The sequence below is a fragment of the Chromohalobacter beijerinckii genome (genome assembly GCF_023061185.1).
Classification (GTDB): Bacteria; Pseudomonadota; Gammaproteobacteria; order Pseudomonadales; family Halomonadaceae; genus Chromohalobacter; species Chromohalobacter beijerinckii.
This window is the reverse complement of record NZ_JAKGAK010000021.1, coordinates 1-16475: the sequence shown is the minus strand read 5'-3', so window position 1 is coordinate 16475 and position 16475 is coordinate 1. Positions and strand designations below refer to the sequence as shown.

Here is a 16475-nt window from a genome sequence, read left to right as displayed (position 1 = left end):
CGACACGAAGCGGCGACACATGACGAAGATGCCGCCGGCAGAACAGGACAAGTGCAACGTGCGAGACGCGTTAGCCTTCCTCGGCACTGACGAGTGCGTCATACGCAGTGGCATCGAGCAGTGCCTCGAGCGCGTCGGGCTCGGCAAGCTTGAGCTTGATGATCCAGCCGTCCTCGTAAGGGTGTTCGTTGACGGCTTCGGGAGAGTCCTCGAGCGACTCGTTGACGGCGACGACTTCACCACTCAATGGGAGGTACAGGTCGGAAGCGGCTTTGACGGATTCGATGACACCGAATTCTTCACCAGCGTCGAGTTGGCGGCCCGTGTCGGGTAGCTCGACGAAGACGACGTCTCCCAGGGATTCCTGGGCGTGATCGGTGATACCGATCGTGACGGTGCCGTCGCTGTTGTCGAGGACCCACTCGTGGCTGTCGGTATAGCGAAGGTTGGTAGGGATGTGGCTCATCGTGATTTTCCTATACGAAAAGATTTTCTGATTTGGGGAATATGAGTGCCATTATGCCTCATTGGTTCGCCCTTGACATCGTCATCATGCATTTCTTCCTGCCGTTCGGCTCGACCGCTTAGTAAGGGTGGACAGGATACCGGCGAGCGTCCAGCAAAAAGCCATACTGCCTATAAGCTTTGCTATGCGTGGGCTCATGCACAGTGGCGATGCCTTGCTTTGATGTGTTTGCTTGCGATGCGACTCTCTACGAGCATCGAAAAATGCGGGGCCAGTCTGCTATTCAGGGGGCGGAATGAGAGGTGTCTTTCGGTTGCCAAGCAGGGGGACAGCGATTAGCCTTCGTTTCTAATAAGAAACTTGTTGTGCTCGTGTTTTGCTTCCATGGTCACGCGAGTAAGCGATATAGATTTCTGTCCGTAATGCGTGAAGCGCTATTTTGCTTTGCGGGTATGGAGAAGCGCCGAGCTGATCCGCTAAAGTCGAGAAGGTTTTGGCGGTTATCTTCTTGAGCCAACGCCGTCGACGACAGTGCAGACACTGCGCTGGATAACAACAAATGTCTGGGAGGACATCTCGTGGAAACACTCAATGCGGTATTCAGCGCCATCAATGATGTTGTATGGGGCCCCTTGATGCTCATCCTGTTGCTGGGGGTGGGCGTATATCTGCAGTTGGGGCTCAAGTTGCTGCCCATTCGCAAGCTGGGAGCGGGCTTCAGCCTTCTTTGGAAAGGGCGTAAAGCCGAAAAAGGCGATGAGGAAGAAGGGGAGATTTCTCCCTTCAATGCGCTGATGACATCGCTTTCGGCCACTGTTGGCACCGGTAATATTGCGGGTGTCGCCACTGCCATCTTCCTGGGTGGCCCGGGCGCCGTGTTCTGGATGTGGATCACGGCACTGGTGGGTATGGCTACTAAATTTTCTGAAGCGGTATTGGCGGTTCGTTATCGTGAAGTCGATGCCGCGGGTGATCACGTCGGTGGGCCGATGTATTACATCCGCAATGGGTTGGGCAAGAAATGGGCCTGGCTGGGCGGCTTGTTTGCGTTTTTCGGTGCCGTGGCTGCTTTCGGGATTGGCAATACCGTGCAATCCAACTCGGTCGCCGATGGTCTCAGCGAGTCACTGGGGATGCCGCATTGGCTGACCGGTGTGATCATCATGTTGCTGGCGGGTGCCGTGATTCTCGGTGGCATCAAGCGTATTGCCAAGGTGGCTGGCAAGTTGGTGCCGGTCATGGCGATTGCCTATATCGTCTGTGGTTTGCTGGTGCTGATCATCAATATCGATCATGTCGGTGCTGCGTTGGGGCTGATTTTCGGCCATGCCTTTACGCCGGTATCTGCCGCAGGTGGGTTTGCGGGCGCCGCCGTGGCTAAAGCGATTCAATATGGCGTGGCGCGAGGCGTGTTTTCCAACGAAGCAGGGCTGGGTAGTGCGCCGATCGCCCACGCCGCGGCGCAGACCAAGAATCCGGTTCGCCAAGGTCTGGTGGCGATGCTGGGGACGTTCATCGATACCATCATCGTATGCTCGGTCACTGCGTTGGCAATCTTGACCAGCACCGAGTGGACATCCGGCGAGACTGGCGCTGCGTTGACCGCGATGGCGTTTGATGGTGCGCTTCCGGGCATCGGCCAGTATGTCGTGTCCTTCGCGTTGGCAGTGTTCGCCTTCACGACCATCCTCGGCTGGGCCTTTTATGGTGAAAAGTGCTTCGAGTATCTATTCGGCGTCGCCTCGATCAAGATCTACCGGGTGGTTTATATCCTGGCGATACTCGTCGGGGCCGTCGCGCCGCTGGAATTCGTCTGGCTGATGGCTAGCGTCTTCAATGCCATGATGGCGATCCCTAACCTGATTGCACTGGCTCTACTCTCGCCGGTGGTCTTCAAGCTCACCAATGATCACTTTGCCGGCAAGACCGTCTTGCCTGGCGAAGACTTGGACGATAAACGCTGAGCTGTCTTGGGGGCGGCAATCGTCGCCCCTTCACGGATAACGACGAGGAAGCGACGATGTCCGACGACCTTCACCATACGCCGTTGCATGACATGCATGTCTCGCATGGTGCGAAGATGGTGCCCTTTGCCGGTTACAGCATGCCGGTGCAATACGCCTTGGGTGTCAAAAAAGAACATGAGCATACCCGACATGCGTGCGGCTTATTCGACGTATCGCACATGGGGCAGCTCACCGTTTCAGGGCCCTCACCGGCGCGTGCCATCGAAACGCTAGTGCCGGCGGATATCGTCGGGTTGCCAGCAGGTATGCAGCGTTATGCGCTCTTCACCAGCCATGAAGGCGGTCTGCTCGATGACCTGATGATCGTCAATCGCGGCGAAGATCTGTATGTCGTCGTCAATGCTGCTTGTAAGGACCAGGACGTGGCGCATCTCCGTACCGGGCTCGATGCCGAGCATCAGGTGGAAGTGCTTGACCGCGCCTTGCTGGCGTTGCAAGGCCCACAAGCCAAAGACGTCATGGCGCGCTTGTGTCCCGAGGCCTGTGACCTAGTGTTCATGCATCATGGCCAATTCGAGGCGCTTGATACTCAATTGTGGATCAGCCGCAGCGGTTATACGGGCGAGGACGGCTTCGAGATATCCGTGCCCGTAAACGCTGCCGAACGTCTGGCGACGTGGTTGCTAGAGCAGGCCGAAGTCGAGCCCATTGGCCTGGGAGCACGCGACTCACTGCGGTTGGAAGCCGGGCTGTGCTTGTATGGGCATGACCTGGATGCTCAGACGACGCCCGCTGAGGCGAGCCTTATCTGGGCCGTGGGCAAATCCCGGCGCATCGGGGGCGAACGAGAAGGAGGGTTCCCGGGAGCCGATGTCATTCTGCCCCAGATCGAGACCAAGCAGATCACCCGTAAGCGTGTCGGTCTGCTTGGTGAAGGACGAGCGCCGGTGCGTGAGGGAACATCGCTCTACGACACTGCCGACCGTCATGTCGGCCAAGTGACCTCCGGCAGCTTCGGGCCAACACTGGGCAAACCCGTAGCCATGGCGTATGTGGATGTCGAGTTGGCTGTCGTCGATACGACGCTATATGCGGACGTCCGCGGCAAGCGCTTGCCTATGCATGTGACGCGCATGCCTTTCGTGCCTGCCAACTATTATCGCGGATAGCTCGCGGCATGTAACGAAGGAACGTTATACCGTTATCTTATTTTTAAAACCTCAAGCAGTGCTTGAGGTTTTTCTATGCGGTGTATAGGGAAAGCTGCAAGGAAAAACGACTGGAGCAAGCGTCCTCAAACGGGAAGAGGTAGCCATTGACCCCGCATGGCAACCCAGAGGCCCGCTTGGGCAATGCTGAACCCCAGTATGGCGCCGGCGGCGACGTCACTCACGTAGTGCAGACCGAGAATGACCCGTGAGGCGGCGATGAGGACGCTCAGCGGCAAGACCACCACGAGCAGCCAAGGTGATGAAGCTGCTGACAGCGTGCAGAACATGACGGCATGTAACGTATGGCCGCTTGGAAAGCTGTAGCGATCCAGCGCTGGCATCGTGCAGGGAATGCTCGAAAAAGTGATGTAAGGGCGCTCTCGACACAGGCGTGTCTTGAGGAAGCGATAGAAAGTAGCCCCAGTCGCGGCACATAGGCCCCATATCAACGTCAGACGCCATCCCGTCTGGCCATGTACGACCGGCTGCAGCAGGGCAAGGGCAACCCAGGCCGGCCAATCCCCGGCTCTGCTGCAGAACCGAAACACCCCATAGACCAGACGCCGATGACTGAGCAGAGCGATACGCTGGCATAGCTGCCATTCGAGGGTATCGAGCCGGTCAAACATGATGAGGGGTCGTGAGCGCATGCGGCGTCTCCTGGGCCGTCAGTGTTAAATAGGTGAAAAAGCGCTCGCCGACCAGGTCCCAGCTCTGGTGGGCGACTTTCTCGCGGGCGGCGCGTCCCATGCGGGCGCGGCTGGCGGGTTGGAGGCAGAGATCGACGGAGGCCTGCACAAAGGCGTCGTCGTCGTTGGCATCGATGAGGCATCCTTCGTGGGTATCCGCGATCAATTCGCTAGCGGCCGCCTGATCGAAAGCTACTACGGGAAGTCCGCTGGCCATGGCTTCGGGGACCACATTGCCGTATGTCTCCGAGTGCGATGGAAACAGGAATATATCCGCGCTGGCGTAGTGGCGTGCCAAGGCTTCCCCGCTTAGAAAGCCGGTAAAAATCGCCTCGGGAAGCTGGTGCTCCAGATGCTGCCTTTCGGGGCCATCACCGACTAGTACAGTCCGTAGCCTCGGGTATGCCTCCTGCATCGCGCGTAGCGTGCGCACAAGCAGCGGCGTATTCTTTTCACTGGCCAGGCGTCCCGCATAGAGGGCCACGGGCTGGTCGCCATCGACTCCCCATTGAGCTCGCAGATGAGCGTCGCGCCGGGCAGGGGAAAAACGCTGAGCGTCGATGCCACGTCCCAATATGTTCACGCGCTGGAAGCCTCTTTGGTATAAACGCTCGGCCTGGGCGCGGGTGGGCACGAGCGTCATCTGGCAGCGGTTATGAAAGTAACGTAATCCCGCGCCCACGATGCCGCTGGCCCACCTCAAGTGATAGTTCGCCGCGTATTGGTCGAAATTGGTATGGAAACCACCGACGACAGGAATCGATAAATGACGCGCCGTGGCCAGCGCGGCCCAGCCCAGCGGACCTTCAGTCGCGATATAGATGACATCGGGACGTGACTCTCGCCACAAGTTTGATAAGCGCCGCCAGGCGGGCAAGCCGACCTTCACATCGGCGTAACCAGGTAGGGAGAATGCACGAACTTGCATGTCACGCTCGGCGCGTCCTTCTCGGCCGCCTTGTTGGGGCCTCGGACGCACTAGCTGCAGGTTGACGTTGCGGGTGGCGAGGTGATGGGCCAGTTGGTCCAGCGTGTGCGCCACACCGTTGATCTCGGGTGCCCAGGTTTCACTGACCAATGCGACTCGCATGATGCACCTCCGTGGCCTATCAAGACAGTGCCAGGTTCAAGCATCCTGATGACAGCAGTGCGATAGCATCGTGACGATACGATGTCGCCAACCGGGATCACCGTGTTGTTGATGGGGCAGTTATTCCTTGTCTAGCGTAGCACCTGTTTGGGGTCCACGGGTTTTCCGCCATGCCGGACATCGAACAACAGGTCATGGCGTCCTGTGTCGTGTCGGTAACCAACATCACAAACGGGTGTGCCTTGTTTTACCTTATCGCCGTCTTCGACGAGTAGACGCTCGCATAGCGCATAGACACTCTGCATGTTGTCGCGGTGGTGAATGATCACCACACGTCCCAGCTGTCGCATACTGTCGGCAAAGCGAACGGTGCCATCGGCAACGGCAAGTGCCTGGGTATCGGCAGAGGTCGAGAGCAACATTGGCTGTAAGGTACCGTGAGCATCGGTGCCGTAGGCACGTGCGATTTCGTATTGCTTGAGCGGCCAGTGCCATGTGTGAGCGCTACTGGGCAGCCCGCCCGGGTCGGGAAGCGTACGGCTACGCGTCGCAGGCTTGGAAGCCGTTGACGACGAGGATTGGGTCGTTGAGGCGGTGGTACGTGCAGAACCTCCTCGCGGCACCTTGACCAACTGGCCGACATTCAGCGCGTTGGCCGAAAACTGGGGGTTCGCCGTTTGCAAACGCTGCGCAGTGCTGCCGAAGCGCTTGGCGATACTCGAATAGGTGTCGCCCGGGCGTACTTGATAGCGATAAGGGCCGCTTCCAGGCGCGCGTTCACGATGGGTGGGCACCAGGATGCGCTGCCCGATGGCCAGTCGACGCGCATCGACGCCTGGATTGAACCGTTGTAGGCGGAGTAGTGGTACGCCCGCTTGTTTGGCGATTTGTCCTAGCGTGTCGCCGCGTTGGATGGAGACCCAGTTGCCGGCGATGTTGCCGCCACGATAGCCACTGGCGCCAGGCCCGCCAGCGCAGCCAGCGAGTATCAAGACAAAGAGGAGGAGGGGGACGATGCGAGCGCACGATCCTTTTCCTCCCATAGCGCGTTCAGCCATGAATGGAAGCGTTCCTTGTAATGCGGGTCCAGATGATAGTCGCCATTGCCCATCCAGGTGGGCACATTGAGTCGGTGTGCTTCCATGTGTATGGGAGTTTCGCGACCGCAAAGGAAATGCCAAAAGTTCGGGGTCGCATGGCGATAATGGAGCGTGACGTCGAGAATGCCGCTCAGGCGATCACCCATTAGACGTATTACCTGCGCTGTGCCGCCGGCCTTGGGACGCAGCAAATGCCGAAACGGACTCGCTTGCCGATCGCGTTTGGCGGGAGTGAAGCGCGTGCCTTCGACGAAATTGTAGATCGTCATCGGTATCTCCCGCGCACGCTCGCACATGCGTTGCGTCGCCCGCCGATCGCGTTCTGCCAGCTGTGGCCGTTGGGTAAGCTCACTGCGTGCATAGCGGCGCATGAAGGGGAACTCGAGGGCCCACCAGGCGAGACCAATAATGGGAACGAAGATCAGCTCACGCTTGAGAAAGAACTTGGGCATCGACGTCCGTCCGTACAGTACGTACTGCATGACGAAGATGTCCGTCCAGCTTTGGTGGTTGGCGATGACCAGCCACCACTGGCTGGGAGACAGGCCTTCGGGTAAGTGCGCGGTAATGTTTGGCTTGACCCAATGTCGAATCCACCAGTTATTGGTGGCGATCCAGGCCAGGGCGATGGCGTTGAGTCCAGCCAGTACACGCAGACGCAAACGCCTCGTCGGTGTTACGAGCTTGAGGAGCGTCAGCAGATAAAGCGGCGCGCCCCAGAAAAGCGTATTAGCGATCAGCAACAGCACGCTTGTCAGCCCCTTGAGGGTCGCCATGCCGTTCTCCTTCAATGACTTGGCAACTTATGCTACTGGATCGCGTAGCGGCTGCCCAGTCTCGGACAAGGCAATGGCGTGCGATCACTCGGCGAGTTCAGGGAGGTCGACGAAAAGCTCAAGGGCTTCGGGGTTGGCCAGCGCATCGCGATTCTTGACGGGCTCGCCATGGACGACGTTGCGCACGGCGATTTCGACGATCTTGCCCGATAGCGTGCGGGGGATATCCGCTACGGCGATGATCTTGGCAGGGACGTGGCGCGGGGTCGTATGCCGGCGTACGGTACGCCGGATTTCGTCGCGTTTGGCTTCGTCGAGCACGACGTTGGGGCGCATGCAGACGAAAAGTACCACGCGTACGTCATTTTGCCAGGTTTGGCCGATGCATAGCGCTTCGAGCACGCCGTCTACCTTTTCGACTTGTCGGTAGATCTCGGCAGTGCCGATACGCACGCCACCGGGATTGAGGACGGCATCCGAGCGCCCGTGGATGATGACACCGCCGTGGGGTGTCAGTTCGGCGTAGTCGCCATGTGCCCAGATACCCGGAAAGGTCGAAAAGTATGCATCGCGATAACGCTCCCCATCGGGATCGTTCCAGAAGCCGGTGGGCATGCAAGGAAATGGACGTTTACAGACGAGTTCGCCCTTGTGGCCGGTGATGCTTTGTCCGTAGTCATCGAAAACGTCGACAGCCATGCCGAGCCCGCGACATTGCAGTTCGCCCCGGTAAACGGGGCGGATCGGACACCCCAGTGCGAAGCAGGATACGATATCCGTCCCCCCGGAGATCGAGGCCAGCATGAGGTCACGTTTGATCTTGTCATAGACGTAATCGAACGACTCATGGGGCAATGCCGAGCCGGTGGAAAGCAGCGCGCGTAGAGGTGAAAGATCCACTTGCTTGCCGGGCGCCAAGCCTTCCTTTTCACAGGCCGAGAGGTACTTTGCGCTGGTACCGAAAACCGTGACGCCCTCATCACTGGCGATTTGCCATAGGGTATCGGCGTGTGGCGCAAATGGTGAACCATCGTAAAGCAAGAGCGTGGCGCCGGAGCCAAGCCCGGACGCCAGCCAGTTCCACATCATCCAGCCACAGGTGGTGTAGTAGAAAAAGATATCGTCGGCGTCGATATCGGTATGCAGACGATGCTCTTTAAGATGCTGCAGCAGAGTTCCGCCTGCCGAGTGGATGATGCACTTGGGGACGCCCGTGGTGCCCGAAGAGTAGAGAATGTAAAGCGGGTGCTCGAAGGGCAGTGCCTGGAAATCGATTTCGCTGGTGTTGTTATCCAAGTAGTCGGCCCAGGCGATGGCGCGAGGGATATCATCGAGAACCGGTGCGTCTTCGAGGAAGGGGAACACCACGACATGCTTGAGCGAGTCGATGGAATGGGCAATATCGGCGACGCGCTCCCGAGTGTCGATGGCCTTGCCGTTCCAGGTATAACCATCGGTGGCGATCAATACCTTAGGGGCGATTTGCCCAAAGCGGTCTAATACGCCGTTAAGCCCGAATTCCGGCGAGCAGGAAGACCACACCGCGCCGAGGCTGGCCGACGCAAGCAAGGCGATGATGGCGTGTTCACTGTTGGGGACGAAGCCGGCGACGCGATCACCTTCAGTGACGCCGCTAGCCTTGAGTGCGTAGGCCAGTCTGGCGACATTGGCGTATAACTCAGCATAGCTGATGACGCGTCGCCGCAGGCGTTCATCGCGAACGATCAAGGCGGGATGTTCGTCACGTCGATGCAACATGTTGGCGGCATAATTCAAACGCGCTTGCGGAAACCAGCGCGCACCAGGCATGGCATCGGGACGCACCAGAACGTCATCGCCACGCCGCTCGGCAACGATGTCGAACTCATCCCACAGGAGTTCCCAGAAAGCATCCAGGTGCTCGACGCTCCAGGCATGCAGTGCCTCATAGTCGGTCAGCGATGTGCCGTGCTCGCGGTTGATACGCTGCATCAGCGCATATAGTTGCGTGCTTTGTATGGCCGTCGCCGACGGCTCCCAAATGGGCGTGGTCATGTGACCTCCGAGTCATCTATGCCGCCACCTGTCTTCAGGTCGACGTCACATGGGGCGGCATGGGAAGCCGCGCGACAATGTTGCATTGCACCATGATGCTATTAAAAACAAGTCGGTAACGCGCTGTCCACTCGACGAAAGGGGGAATGTGATAGTGCGGCATAAGCATTTGGCGTCATGATGACAGTGGGATGATGAAAATCTGACCAATCCAGGACGAGGTGGGAAACGACAAGCCGAAATAGCGTCTTCGACGCCGCTCATGCACAGCGTTATCCACAGTTTTTGTGGATGGTTTTTCTCATCCTCTGAAAAGGGCATATCTGATCTTCTATGCTGAACTGGGGACAGCGATATTCAGGTAGGAGCGGATGTCGTCATGCACGCTAACAGGTAGACTAGTGCGCTTGCCCGACGCACTGCCAGGGCGTGCCTCAGGGAGGCATGCCGAACTCATACGCCACTATCGCCAGGAGGTCGATTTGCGCAGCTTGCCCGCAACCCTTCCCATTCTATTTCTCAGTGAAATCAGTTTCCTGCTCGGCCACGGCTTGATCATGACCTTGCTTGGCGTGCGCATGTCGCTGGAGGGGTTTCCCTCACAGATGGCGGGCTTGTTGATGTCGAGCTTCTCGTTGGGCTTCGTCATCGGGAGTTATCTGATCGAGAAGCGCATCCGCACGGTGGGGCATATTCGCGTTTTTGCGGCTTGTGCGGCAGTGCTGGCGGTGACGGCGATGCTGCATGGGTTATGGGTGGATCCCTGGGCATGGTTGGTGTGGCGCCTGTTCGGCGGTGCAGCGACTGCGGGCTTGCTGATGGTCATGGAATCGTGGGTTTCGGGGGAGTCGACGAACGATAACCGGGGACGCGTGCTGGGCTGGTACTTGGTCATTTCGACCTCGTCCCTGGCGGTCGGCCAGTGGCTGCTCAATGTCGCTGATCCGGCGACATTCGTGCTGTTTTCGGTCTCGGGAATCCTTTTTACGCTGTCGCTGGTGCCGTTGTCGATTTACCGGATACATGGCCCGACGCGCTCGTCACACGAGGTCTCTAGCAAGATCTCGCTACGAGAATTGTATCGCCGTGCGCCGGTCGGGCTGGTCAGCGCCTTCACGGCGGGGCTGATGGTTCAGTCCTTTTTTGCAATGACGCCCTACTATGGACAGGAAATTGGTCTATCGACCGCGCAAACGGCACAGTTCATGGCTATTACGACCCTGGTGGCACTGGTGGCCCAATGGACGCTGGGGCGTATTTCCGACCGCCTCGATCGCCGCAAGGTGATCTTATGCATGGCCTTGGTGATGGCGGTGTCCGGTGCCATGATTTCGGTGGCGGCACGATTCGACTTCTGGGTTTTGCTCGTGGTTGCCTGCTTTCATACCGCGATGCTGCATACGCTTTATTCCTTGAGCTTATCGCACACTAACGACTGGCTCGAGCCTGAGGAAACCATTCAGGCTAATGCCAAGTTGTTGATTTGGTATGGCATTGGCTCGGTCGTCGGGCCTTATAGCGCCTCTTTGATCATGGAAGTGACGGGGCCGGATGGACTGTGGCTATTTTTGGGGGGCGCCGCGCTGGCCTTGGCGATGTTCGTCATGGTGAGGCTCTATAGCTATAAGGGGGTTGATCCGGAGGTGGAGCAAGAGCCCTATGTGGCGGCAGTGCCCATGGTGGAATCGACACATTATCTCAGCGAGATGGACCCACGTTTCGAGCCTCAGCAGTTCGAGCTCGATTTCGAGCCGTCCTACGCAGACGACTGGGCGGCGTATGACAATAGTGAGCCACAGCCGGAAGCAGAAGAAGAGGCGCGATATTAGGCGCTGAGCTCGCAGCGCGTGTGCTGCGGCAACAAGAGCTCCGCCGCTCGTTCGTGGGTTCCGGAAAGCCGCTTCTGTACGAGCGCAAGGCCACCGGTGGTGACGCGATGCTCATCACCAGCGGCGAAGACAGCGCGCTGTGTACAGCAAGCATAGTAACGGTGATCGAGCATCGGGGAGATAGGTAGAAGTGTTTGACCTCCCTGCTTCAGTCCCGCTTCAGCCACCACATCGGCATATTCGGCGATATCATGTCCTAACCGCTGACAATCGAAGCCAACGTGGTGCATGCGAGGGCCCATGATGGCCAACCAGGCGGCGAGTGGGTGGGCTTCATGCAGTTGTTGGTAAGTCGCCCAATCGGGCATTGGCCAGGGGCGGCCTCGAGAAAGAAGGTTCTGGCCCCGGCTATCTTGCGGATGAGATCGATTGATGAGCGCTTCCAAGTGCTGGCGTGGACCTTGAGTCAGCGTATCCAGTTGCAGCTCGATGAGTACAATCCATGCATCGTCATTACCTGGGCTTAGCACATTTTGGCCAGTATGCCTCGGTCGGCCATGGCATGGTGCTCAACGCGCCGATAACCGAAATGATAAAGCGCTGGAAGCAAGCGCTGTGCTTGGTAGGGCGGTCGGTTGAGTGTCACCAGCACGCAATACTCGGCGCGGTTCTCGAGAGCCCAGAGTGACAAGGCCCCTGTATCAGGGTGGCAATGGATATAGTCCAGCCAAAGTTGCTGCAGGAATTCATCGCGTTGCATGACCGACACCTCGCCCCCTGTCGCAATGCACTCAGTATAGTGCTTTCTCACTGCGTAGGCGGGGCCGGATTCAACGCTTTATCGCGTATTTGCGGAAGGTCGGTAAAGGTAGGCAGCGCCAACACCGGCAATAATGGGGTTGGCGCTGAGGGGGAACGTTAGCTCTGAGTCGCAGGCATCAGTTCATTATCACGAACGTGCTGGTCGAACTCAGTGAAACCGCCGATATGAGTATGGTCGATGAAGATCTGCGGAACCGTTTCAACGGGCTTGCCGATGGTCTTTTCCATATCGGCTTTAGTGATGCCTTCTTCGTGAATGTCGATATAACGGAAGCCGAAATCGTCGCGCGCTTCGCTCAACTGTTCGGCGAGCTCTTTGGCACGTACACAGAAGGGGCAGCCGGGGCGGCCGAAAATCACCGTTAACATAGGAATCTCCTTGAATTTAGGGATTTATAGACTTGAAATTGGTAGTCATTGTTCCGGAATCGTGCATAGGATACCAATAGAGTCTTGCTAAACACGCTATTGGGGGGATCTATAGCAAATCAGTTTTGTGCCTCGATCTCCTCGAGCCGGTCGTCGTCGGCTTTCAAGAGGATATCGCGCAATGTCCCGTATATTCCCGGTGCGCCCACCAGTATGTTCTCCCCATATAGCTCTGGTGGGATACGGTCAGGGCACTGATAGAGATGCCCTGTCTTGGCGCCCGCTTCACGGGCGATCAGCAAGCCAGCGGCAAAATCCCAAGGCGAGACACTTTCATAATACGCATCAAGACGGCCGCAAGCGACGTGGCATAGATCCAGTGCGGCCGACCCGTTGCGGCGTATGTCACGGCAACTGGTGAGCACGCCAGCGAGGCGGCGGAACAAGGGGGCACGCGCATCGCGGCGATAGGGGAATCCCGTAGCAACCAAACTGCGTGACAATTCACTCGCATTGCTGGCTTGAATGGGCTCGCCGTTCAGCCAAGCGCCTTCTCCGCGTAGCGCCGTGAATGTTTCTCCCAGGAAGGGAGCATGAACGACCCCCAAGCGTAGTTTCCCCTCCGATGCCCAGGCGATAGACACCGCTACATGGGGATGTCCGTACGCAAAGTTCACCGTGCCATCGATAGGATCGACGATCCATACGGCGTCATTGTCTTCGAGCACATCGCGGTCTGGAGATATTTCCTCCGTAAGGCGCGCATCTTCCTGAAAATGAGCATCGAGCTCGGAAGCGATAAGCCGATCGATTTCGACATCGGCGTCCGTTACGAGTTCGTCACCGCTTTTGTAGCGTTGCTGAAACGCTTGCGACTCGCGCGCTGCCACGATGCGCTCTCCTGCTAGCCGTGCGATACGCTCGGCTTCGGCAAGCCGTTGGGAAGGCTCCATGCAGTCTCCTCGGGTCAATGCGTTACTGCCAGTGCTCAATGTTAGCTTTAGTCTAACAGGCTTGCCGGTTGGCGTAAGTGATGCGCCGTGCTGGCATACCTCGCAATTCACGTCTTATGCTTAGCATCGTTCGTCTCGTTATCGAGGAGAGAGCCATGGCAGCCCCTTCCACACTGGGTCATCCGCGTGTCGCGATCGTGACCGGCAGTTCCAGCGGTATCGGTGAAGCGGTGGTCAAACAGTTTTGCCAAGAGGGATTGCAGGTATTGGCAGTGGATGCCAATCCGCAAGGCGTGGACATCGCAGAAGCAGCGGGTGCCGTCTTCTACCAAGCAGACCTCACCGACCCGGAAGCTTGCCGTGGCTCGGTGATGGAGGCCATCAAGCGTTTCGGGCACGTCGATATACTGGTCAATAACGCAGGCATTCAACACGTGGAGGCGCTGGAAGATTTTCCCGAAGCCAAATGGCGCCAGATCATCGACCTCATGTTGACGGCTCCTTTCTTGCTGACGCAGGCAGTGTGGCCCCATATGCGTCAAGGGCAGTGGGGGCGGATCGTCAACATGGCGTCGATCCATGCCAGCGTCGCATCGCAGGGCAAAGTGGGATACGTCAGTGCCAAGCATGGTTTAGTGGGACTGACGCGAACGGCGGCCCTGGAAGGTGGCGCGGCAGGCATCACGGTCAATGCGCTTTGCCCCGCCTATGTGCGCACGCCTTTGGTGGAACGCCAGATCGCGGATCAGGCGCGTCTCAATGGTATGGATGAACAGCAGGTTATTGAAGAGGTCATGCTGAAAAATGCCGCCATCAAACGCCTCATCGAACCCGACGAGGTGGCGGCGTTGGTCAGCTATCTGGCATCGGAACAGGCCGGCGCGGTGACCGGGGCATGCTGGAGCATGGATCTGGGATGGACCGCGCAGTAATACATATATCGACTAGCGTCTCACGGGGCGCTTTTGCAGTTTTCGCTGTAGCGTCCGACGGTGCATGCCCAGTGCGCGTGCGGTTGCGGAGATATTGCCATCGTGCTCCTGGAGCACCTTCTGGATATGCTCCCAAGTCACCCGGTTCACGGAAGGCGGACTGTCGGCGATGTCGATATCGGGGTCGCCGCCTTCTCGTTCCAGAGACGTCAGTATCTCGTCGGCGTCGGCTGGCTTGCACAGATAATTGACGGCGCCTAGTTTGATCGCCTCCACAGCGGTTGCGATGCTCGAATAACCGGTCAGCACGACCACACGACATGACGGAGCAAGCGCCAGCAACTCAGGCAGTAGCTTGAGTCCCGAAGAGTGTTCGAGCTTCAAGTCGAGCGTTGCCATGTGAGGTGGCGCTTGCCGCACGCTGGCCAACGCTTCCTCTTCGGTCATGGCGGTCGTAACTTCGAACCCTCGCCGGCGCATGGCGCGTGCCATTACAAAGCAAAACTGTTCGTCATCGTCGATGATCAATAGCCGTTCAGCATCTGCTGACATGATGTTCTCCGTCGCTTTCAAGCAGGATTGTCTGCCGTCGCCCGTGGCAACTTGACCTCGGTAAGCGTGCCGCCTTCTTCGTGATTGTAGAGGCTGACGCCGCCGCCAAACCGGTTGATGGTGGCGTGGGTCAGAAACAAGCCGATTCCCATGCCTTTGCTCTTGGTTGAAATGAAGGTTTCGCCCAACTGGTCGGCGATGTTCATCGAGACTCCGGGCCCATGGTCGCGGATGTCGATGATGACGTCATCCTGCGTCCAGTCGAGCAAGATGGAAATATCCATGGGATTGGCGTCGGCGGCGTTGTTGAGCAGGTTCATGAGCGCCTGTTCGAGCGTGGTATCGGTAGCAATATAAGGAGTGCCGCGCTTGCCTTGTATATCGATCCGATGGCTTACGTCAGGTCGCAACACCAGCCAGCGTTGCAGGACATCGCTTAACCACGTCTCGGCTGCGGCTATCTCCGGCTTGGCCAGACGTCTTCTGTCGGCATTGGCTACGAGAGTCTGGAGGCGCGCCTTGCAGGTATCGACTTGCTGCCGCAATAAATCGATGTCCTCCACGAGTGGTGTATTGTCGCGTGCTTCTTGCCGCATCTCGCTGAGTAGCACTGCCATAGTGGATAGCGGCGTTCCCAGTTCATGGGCAGTACCCGCGGCCTGCGTTGCCACGGCGAGTACCTGTTCATTGCGCAAGGCCGTCTCGCGGGTACGCGAGAGCGTGAGGTCGCGCCGCCGCAATGCGTGTGCCATCTTGAAGATGAAGAATGTCACGAGACCAGCGGATAGACTGAAGTTCAGCCACATGCCAATGATATGCAAGCGAATACCGGTGCCCACGAAGCCGTTGCTTAGCTGTGGGACAGGCTCGTAAAACAGCATCATGGCGGTGTAACTGGCCAAGGAGGCGGCGGCGATGATCCAGGCAAAACGCCAGGGGAGTGTTGCTGCAGCGATGGTGACCGGGACGAGATAATAGGTAATGAAGGGGTTGGTGGAGCCGCCCGTATAGTAAAACAAGAGGCTCAAGCCAAGCACATCTATCAATAGATGTACGAGATATTCGATATCAGTCACGGCCCTGGGGCGTCCCAGTCGCCACCAGGTGGCGACGTTAACCAACCCCATTGCAATGATGACCAAGATGACGGGCATTACATGTAACTGAAAGCTCAGTACTTCTATCCCGAAAATGATCGCCCCTAGAAAACCGGTCCATGTGATGCCGCGCACGATGGTCAGTCGCACCAGGTTACGGTTGGGGGTGGATAGGGGTAAGGGCTGATGCATGGAGGCTCCCGGCGTGCGATACGAACGGTATGATAACTGATTGATGAAAGCGCGACAGCCGAACGAGGAGGGTGATAATGCCGCACCCCAGTCTGCACGATATGAAATAGTGGGTAGGGGCTATCTCTACGCTCTACGAAAACCCCTTGCGTTCGCGACGGTGGATCCGTAAAGTACGCATCCGCTGCCGGCGACGGACCTCGTGGCCAGCGGTGGAGAGGTGGCGCAAGTGACTGACTTGCTTGAGAATTTCAAACCTTTGGGTAGCTTTCTCGCTTGACAGTGACGCCAGTTTCGGTAAAATGCGCCGCACCTCGAAAGGCCTCTGATATCGCCGTGGCATCGGCCGCTATCAGCGATTGTCACCTCGGCTAACGCCTTGACAATCACGGCGCT

General features: G+C 57.9%; 16 protein-coding genes. 4 read left to right on the top strand and 12 right to left on the bottom strand.

Annotation, left to right across the window (positions count from 1 at the left end; translation table 11 throughout):
• Window positions 1-70: 70 nt before the first annotated feature.
• Window positions 71-466 carry a glycine cleavage system protein GcvH gene (gcvH, locus tag L1075_RS13610; RefSeq protein ID WP_246942324.1) on the bottom strand — a complete coding sequence of 132 codons (396 nt, stop codon included), beginning with the start codon at window positions 464-466 and terminating at the stop codon, window positions 71-73.
• Between the two features lie 578 nt (window positions 467-1044).
• Here gcvH and L1075_RS13605 point away from each other — a divergent pair.
• Together L1075_RS13605 and gcvT are read left to right on the top strand one after the other, a co-directional pair.
• Window positions 1045-2430, top strand: coding sequence for an alanine/glycine:cation symporter family protein (locus L1075_RS13605; RefSeq protein ID WP_246942322.1), 1386 nt, complete (start codon window positions 1045-1047; stop codon window positions 2428-2430).
• Between the two features lie 56 nt (window positions 2431-2486).
• A complete protein-coding gene (gene gcvT / locus L1075_RS13600; protein ID WP_246942320.1) occupies window positions 2487-3602 on the top strand; it encodes a glycine cleavage system aminomethyltransferase GcvT in 1116 nt (371 codons plus the stop codon).
• Between the two features lie 125 nt (window positions 3603-3727).
• Here gcvT and L1075_RS13595 read toward each other — a convergent pair whose 3' ends face one another.
• The 5 genes from L1075_RS13595 to L1075_RS13575 form a co-directional block, all read right to left on the bottom strand.
• Window positions 3728-4294: a phosphatase PAP2 family protein gene (locus tag L1075_RS13595; protein ID WP_246894596.1), complete on the bottom strand. Its 567-nt coding sequence runs from the start codon at window positions 4292-4294 to the stop codon at window positions 3728-3730.
• Complete coding sequence (locus tag L1075_RS13590) at window positions 4266-5423, bottom strand: glycosyltransferase family 4 protein (RefSeq protein ID WP_246894597.1); 1158 nt, start codon at window positions 5421-5423, stop codon at window positions 4266-4268. Before L1075_RS13590 ends, L1075_RS13595 begins: the two co-directional genes overlap by 29 nt.
• A gap of 131 nt (window positions 5424-5554) precedes the next feature.
• On the bottom strand, window positions 5555-6481 hold the full coding sequence (locus L1075_RS13585; RefSeq protein WP_246942318.1) for a LysM peptidoglycan-binding domain-containing protein: 927 nt from the start codon (window positions 6479-6481) through the stop codon (window positions 5555-5557).
• Window positions 6412-7299 (bottom strand): 1-acylglycerol-3-phosphate O-acyltransferase, YihG family, encoded by an 888-nt coding sequence (locus L1075_RS13580; protein ID WP_075368726.1) that lies wholly within the window; start codon window positions 7297-7299, stop codon window positions 6412-6414. The genes L1075_RS13585 and L1075_RS13580 overlap by 70 nt, the downstream gene beginning before the upstream one ends.
• An 84-nt stretch (window positions 7300-7383) precedes the next feature.
• Window positions 7384-9333 (bottom strand): acetoacetate--CoA ligase, encoded by a 1950-nt coding sequence (locus L1075_RS13575; protein WP_246942316.1) that lies wholly within the window; start codon window positions 9331-9333, stop codon window positions 7384-7386.
• A gap of 482 nt (window positions 9334-9815) precedes the next feature.
• Here L1075_RS13575 and L1075_RS13570 point away from each other — a divergent pair, with 482 nt between their 5' ends.
• Window positions 9816-11162 (top strand): MFS transporter, encoded by a 1347-nt coding sequence (locus L1075_RS13570; RefSeq protein WP_246942314.1) that lies wholly within the window; start codon window positions 9816-9818, stop codon window positions 11160-11162.
• Here the strand turns inward: L1075_RS13570 and L1075_RS15820 are convergent.
• The 4 genes from L1075_RS15820 to L1075_RS13555 all read right to left on the bottom strand — a co-directional run bounded on the left by L1075_RS15820 (window position 11159) and on the right by L1075_RS13555 (window position 13306).
• Complete coding sequence (locus L1075_RS15820; RefSeq protein ID WP_343311228.1) at window positions 11159-11530, bottom strand: hypothetical protein; 372 nt, start codon at window positions 11528-11530, stop codon at window positions 11159-11161. The genes L1075_RS13570 and L1075_RS15820 overlap by 4 nt on opposite strands.
• 155 nt (window positions 11531-11685) lie before the next feature.
• On the bottom strand, window positions 11686-11922 hold the full coding sequence (locus tag L1075_RS15815; RefSeq protein ID WP_343311227.1) for a hypothetical protein: 237 nt from the start codon (window positions 11920-11922) through the stop codon (window positions 11686-11688).
• 158 nt (window positions 11923-12080) lie between these two features.
• On the bottom strand, window positions 12081-12353 hold the full coding sequence (locus L1075_RS13560) for a GrxA family glutaredoxin (RefSeq protein WP_075368723.1): 273 nt from the start codon (window positions 12351-12353) through the stop codon (window positions 12081-12083).
• Window positions 12354-12472: 119 nt separating this feature from the next.
• A complete protein-coding gene (locus tag L1075_RS13555; RefSeq protein WP_246942313.1) occupies window positions 12473-13306 on the bottom strand; it encodes an inositol monophosphatase family protein in 834 nt (277 codons plus the stop codon).
• 155 nt (window positions 13307-13461) lie between these two features.
• Here L1075_RS13555 and L1075_RS13550 point away from each other — a divergent pair, with 155 nt between their 5' ends.
• On the top strand, window positions 13462-14238 hold the full coding sequence (locus tag L1075_RS13550) for a 3-hydroxybutyrate dehydrogenase (protein WP_246942311.1): 777 nt from the start codon (window positions 13462-13464) through the stop codon (window positions 14236-14238).
• Window positions 14239-14250: 12 nt separating this feature from the next.
• On the opposite strand, the gene L1075_RS13545 is transcribed toward L1075_RS13550, so the two are convergent.
• Together L1075_RS13545 and L1075_RS13540 are read right to left on the bottom strand one after the other, a co-directional pair.
• Window positions 14251-14790: a response regulator transcription factor gene (locus tag L1075_RS13545; protein ID WP_075368720.1), complete on the bottom strand. Its 540-nt coding sequence runs from the start codon at window positions 14788-14790 to the stop codon at window positions 14251-14253.
• 17 nt (window positions 14791-14807) lie between these two features.
• Window positions 14808-16079 carry an ATP-binding protein gene (locus tag L1075_RS13540; RefSeq protein ID WP_179000197.1) on the bottom strand — a complete coding sequence of 424 codons (1272 nt, stop codon included), beginning with the start codon at window positions 16077-16079 and terminating at the stop codon, window positions 14808-14810.
• Window positions 16080-16475 lie beyond the last annotated feature (396 nt).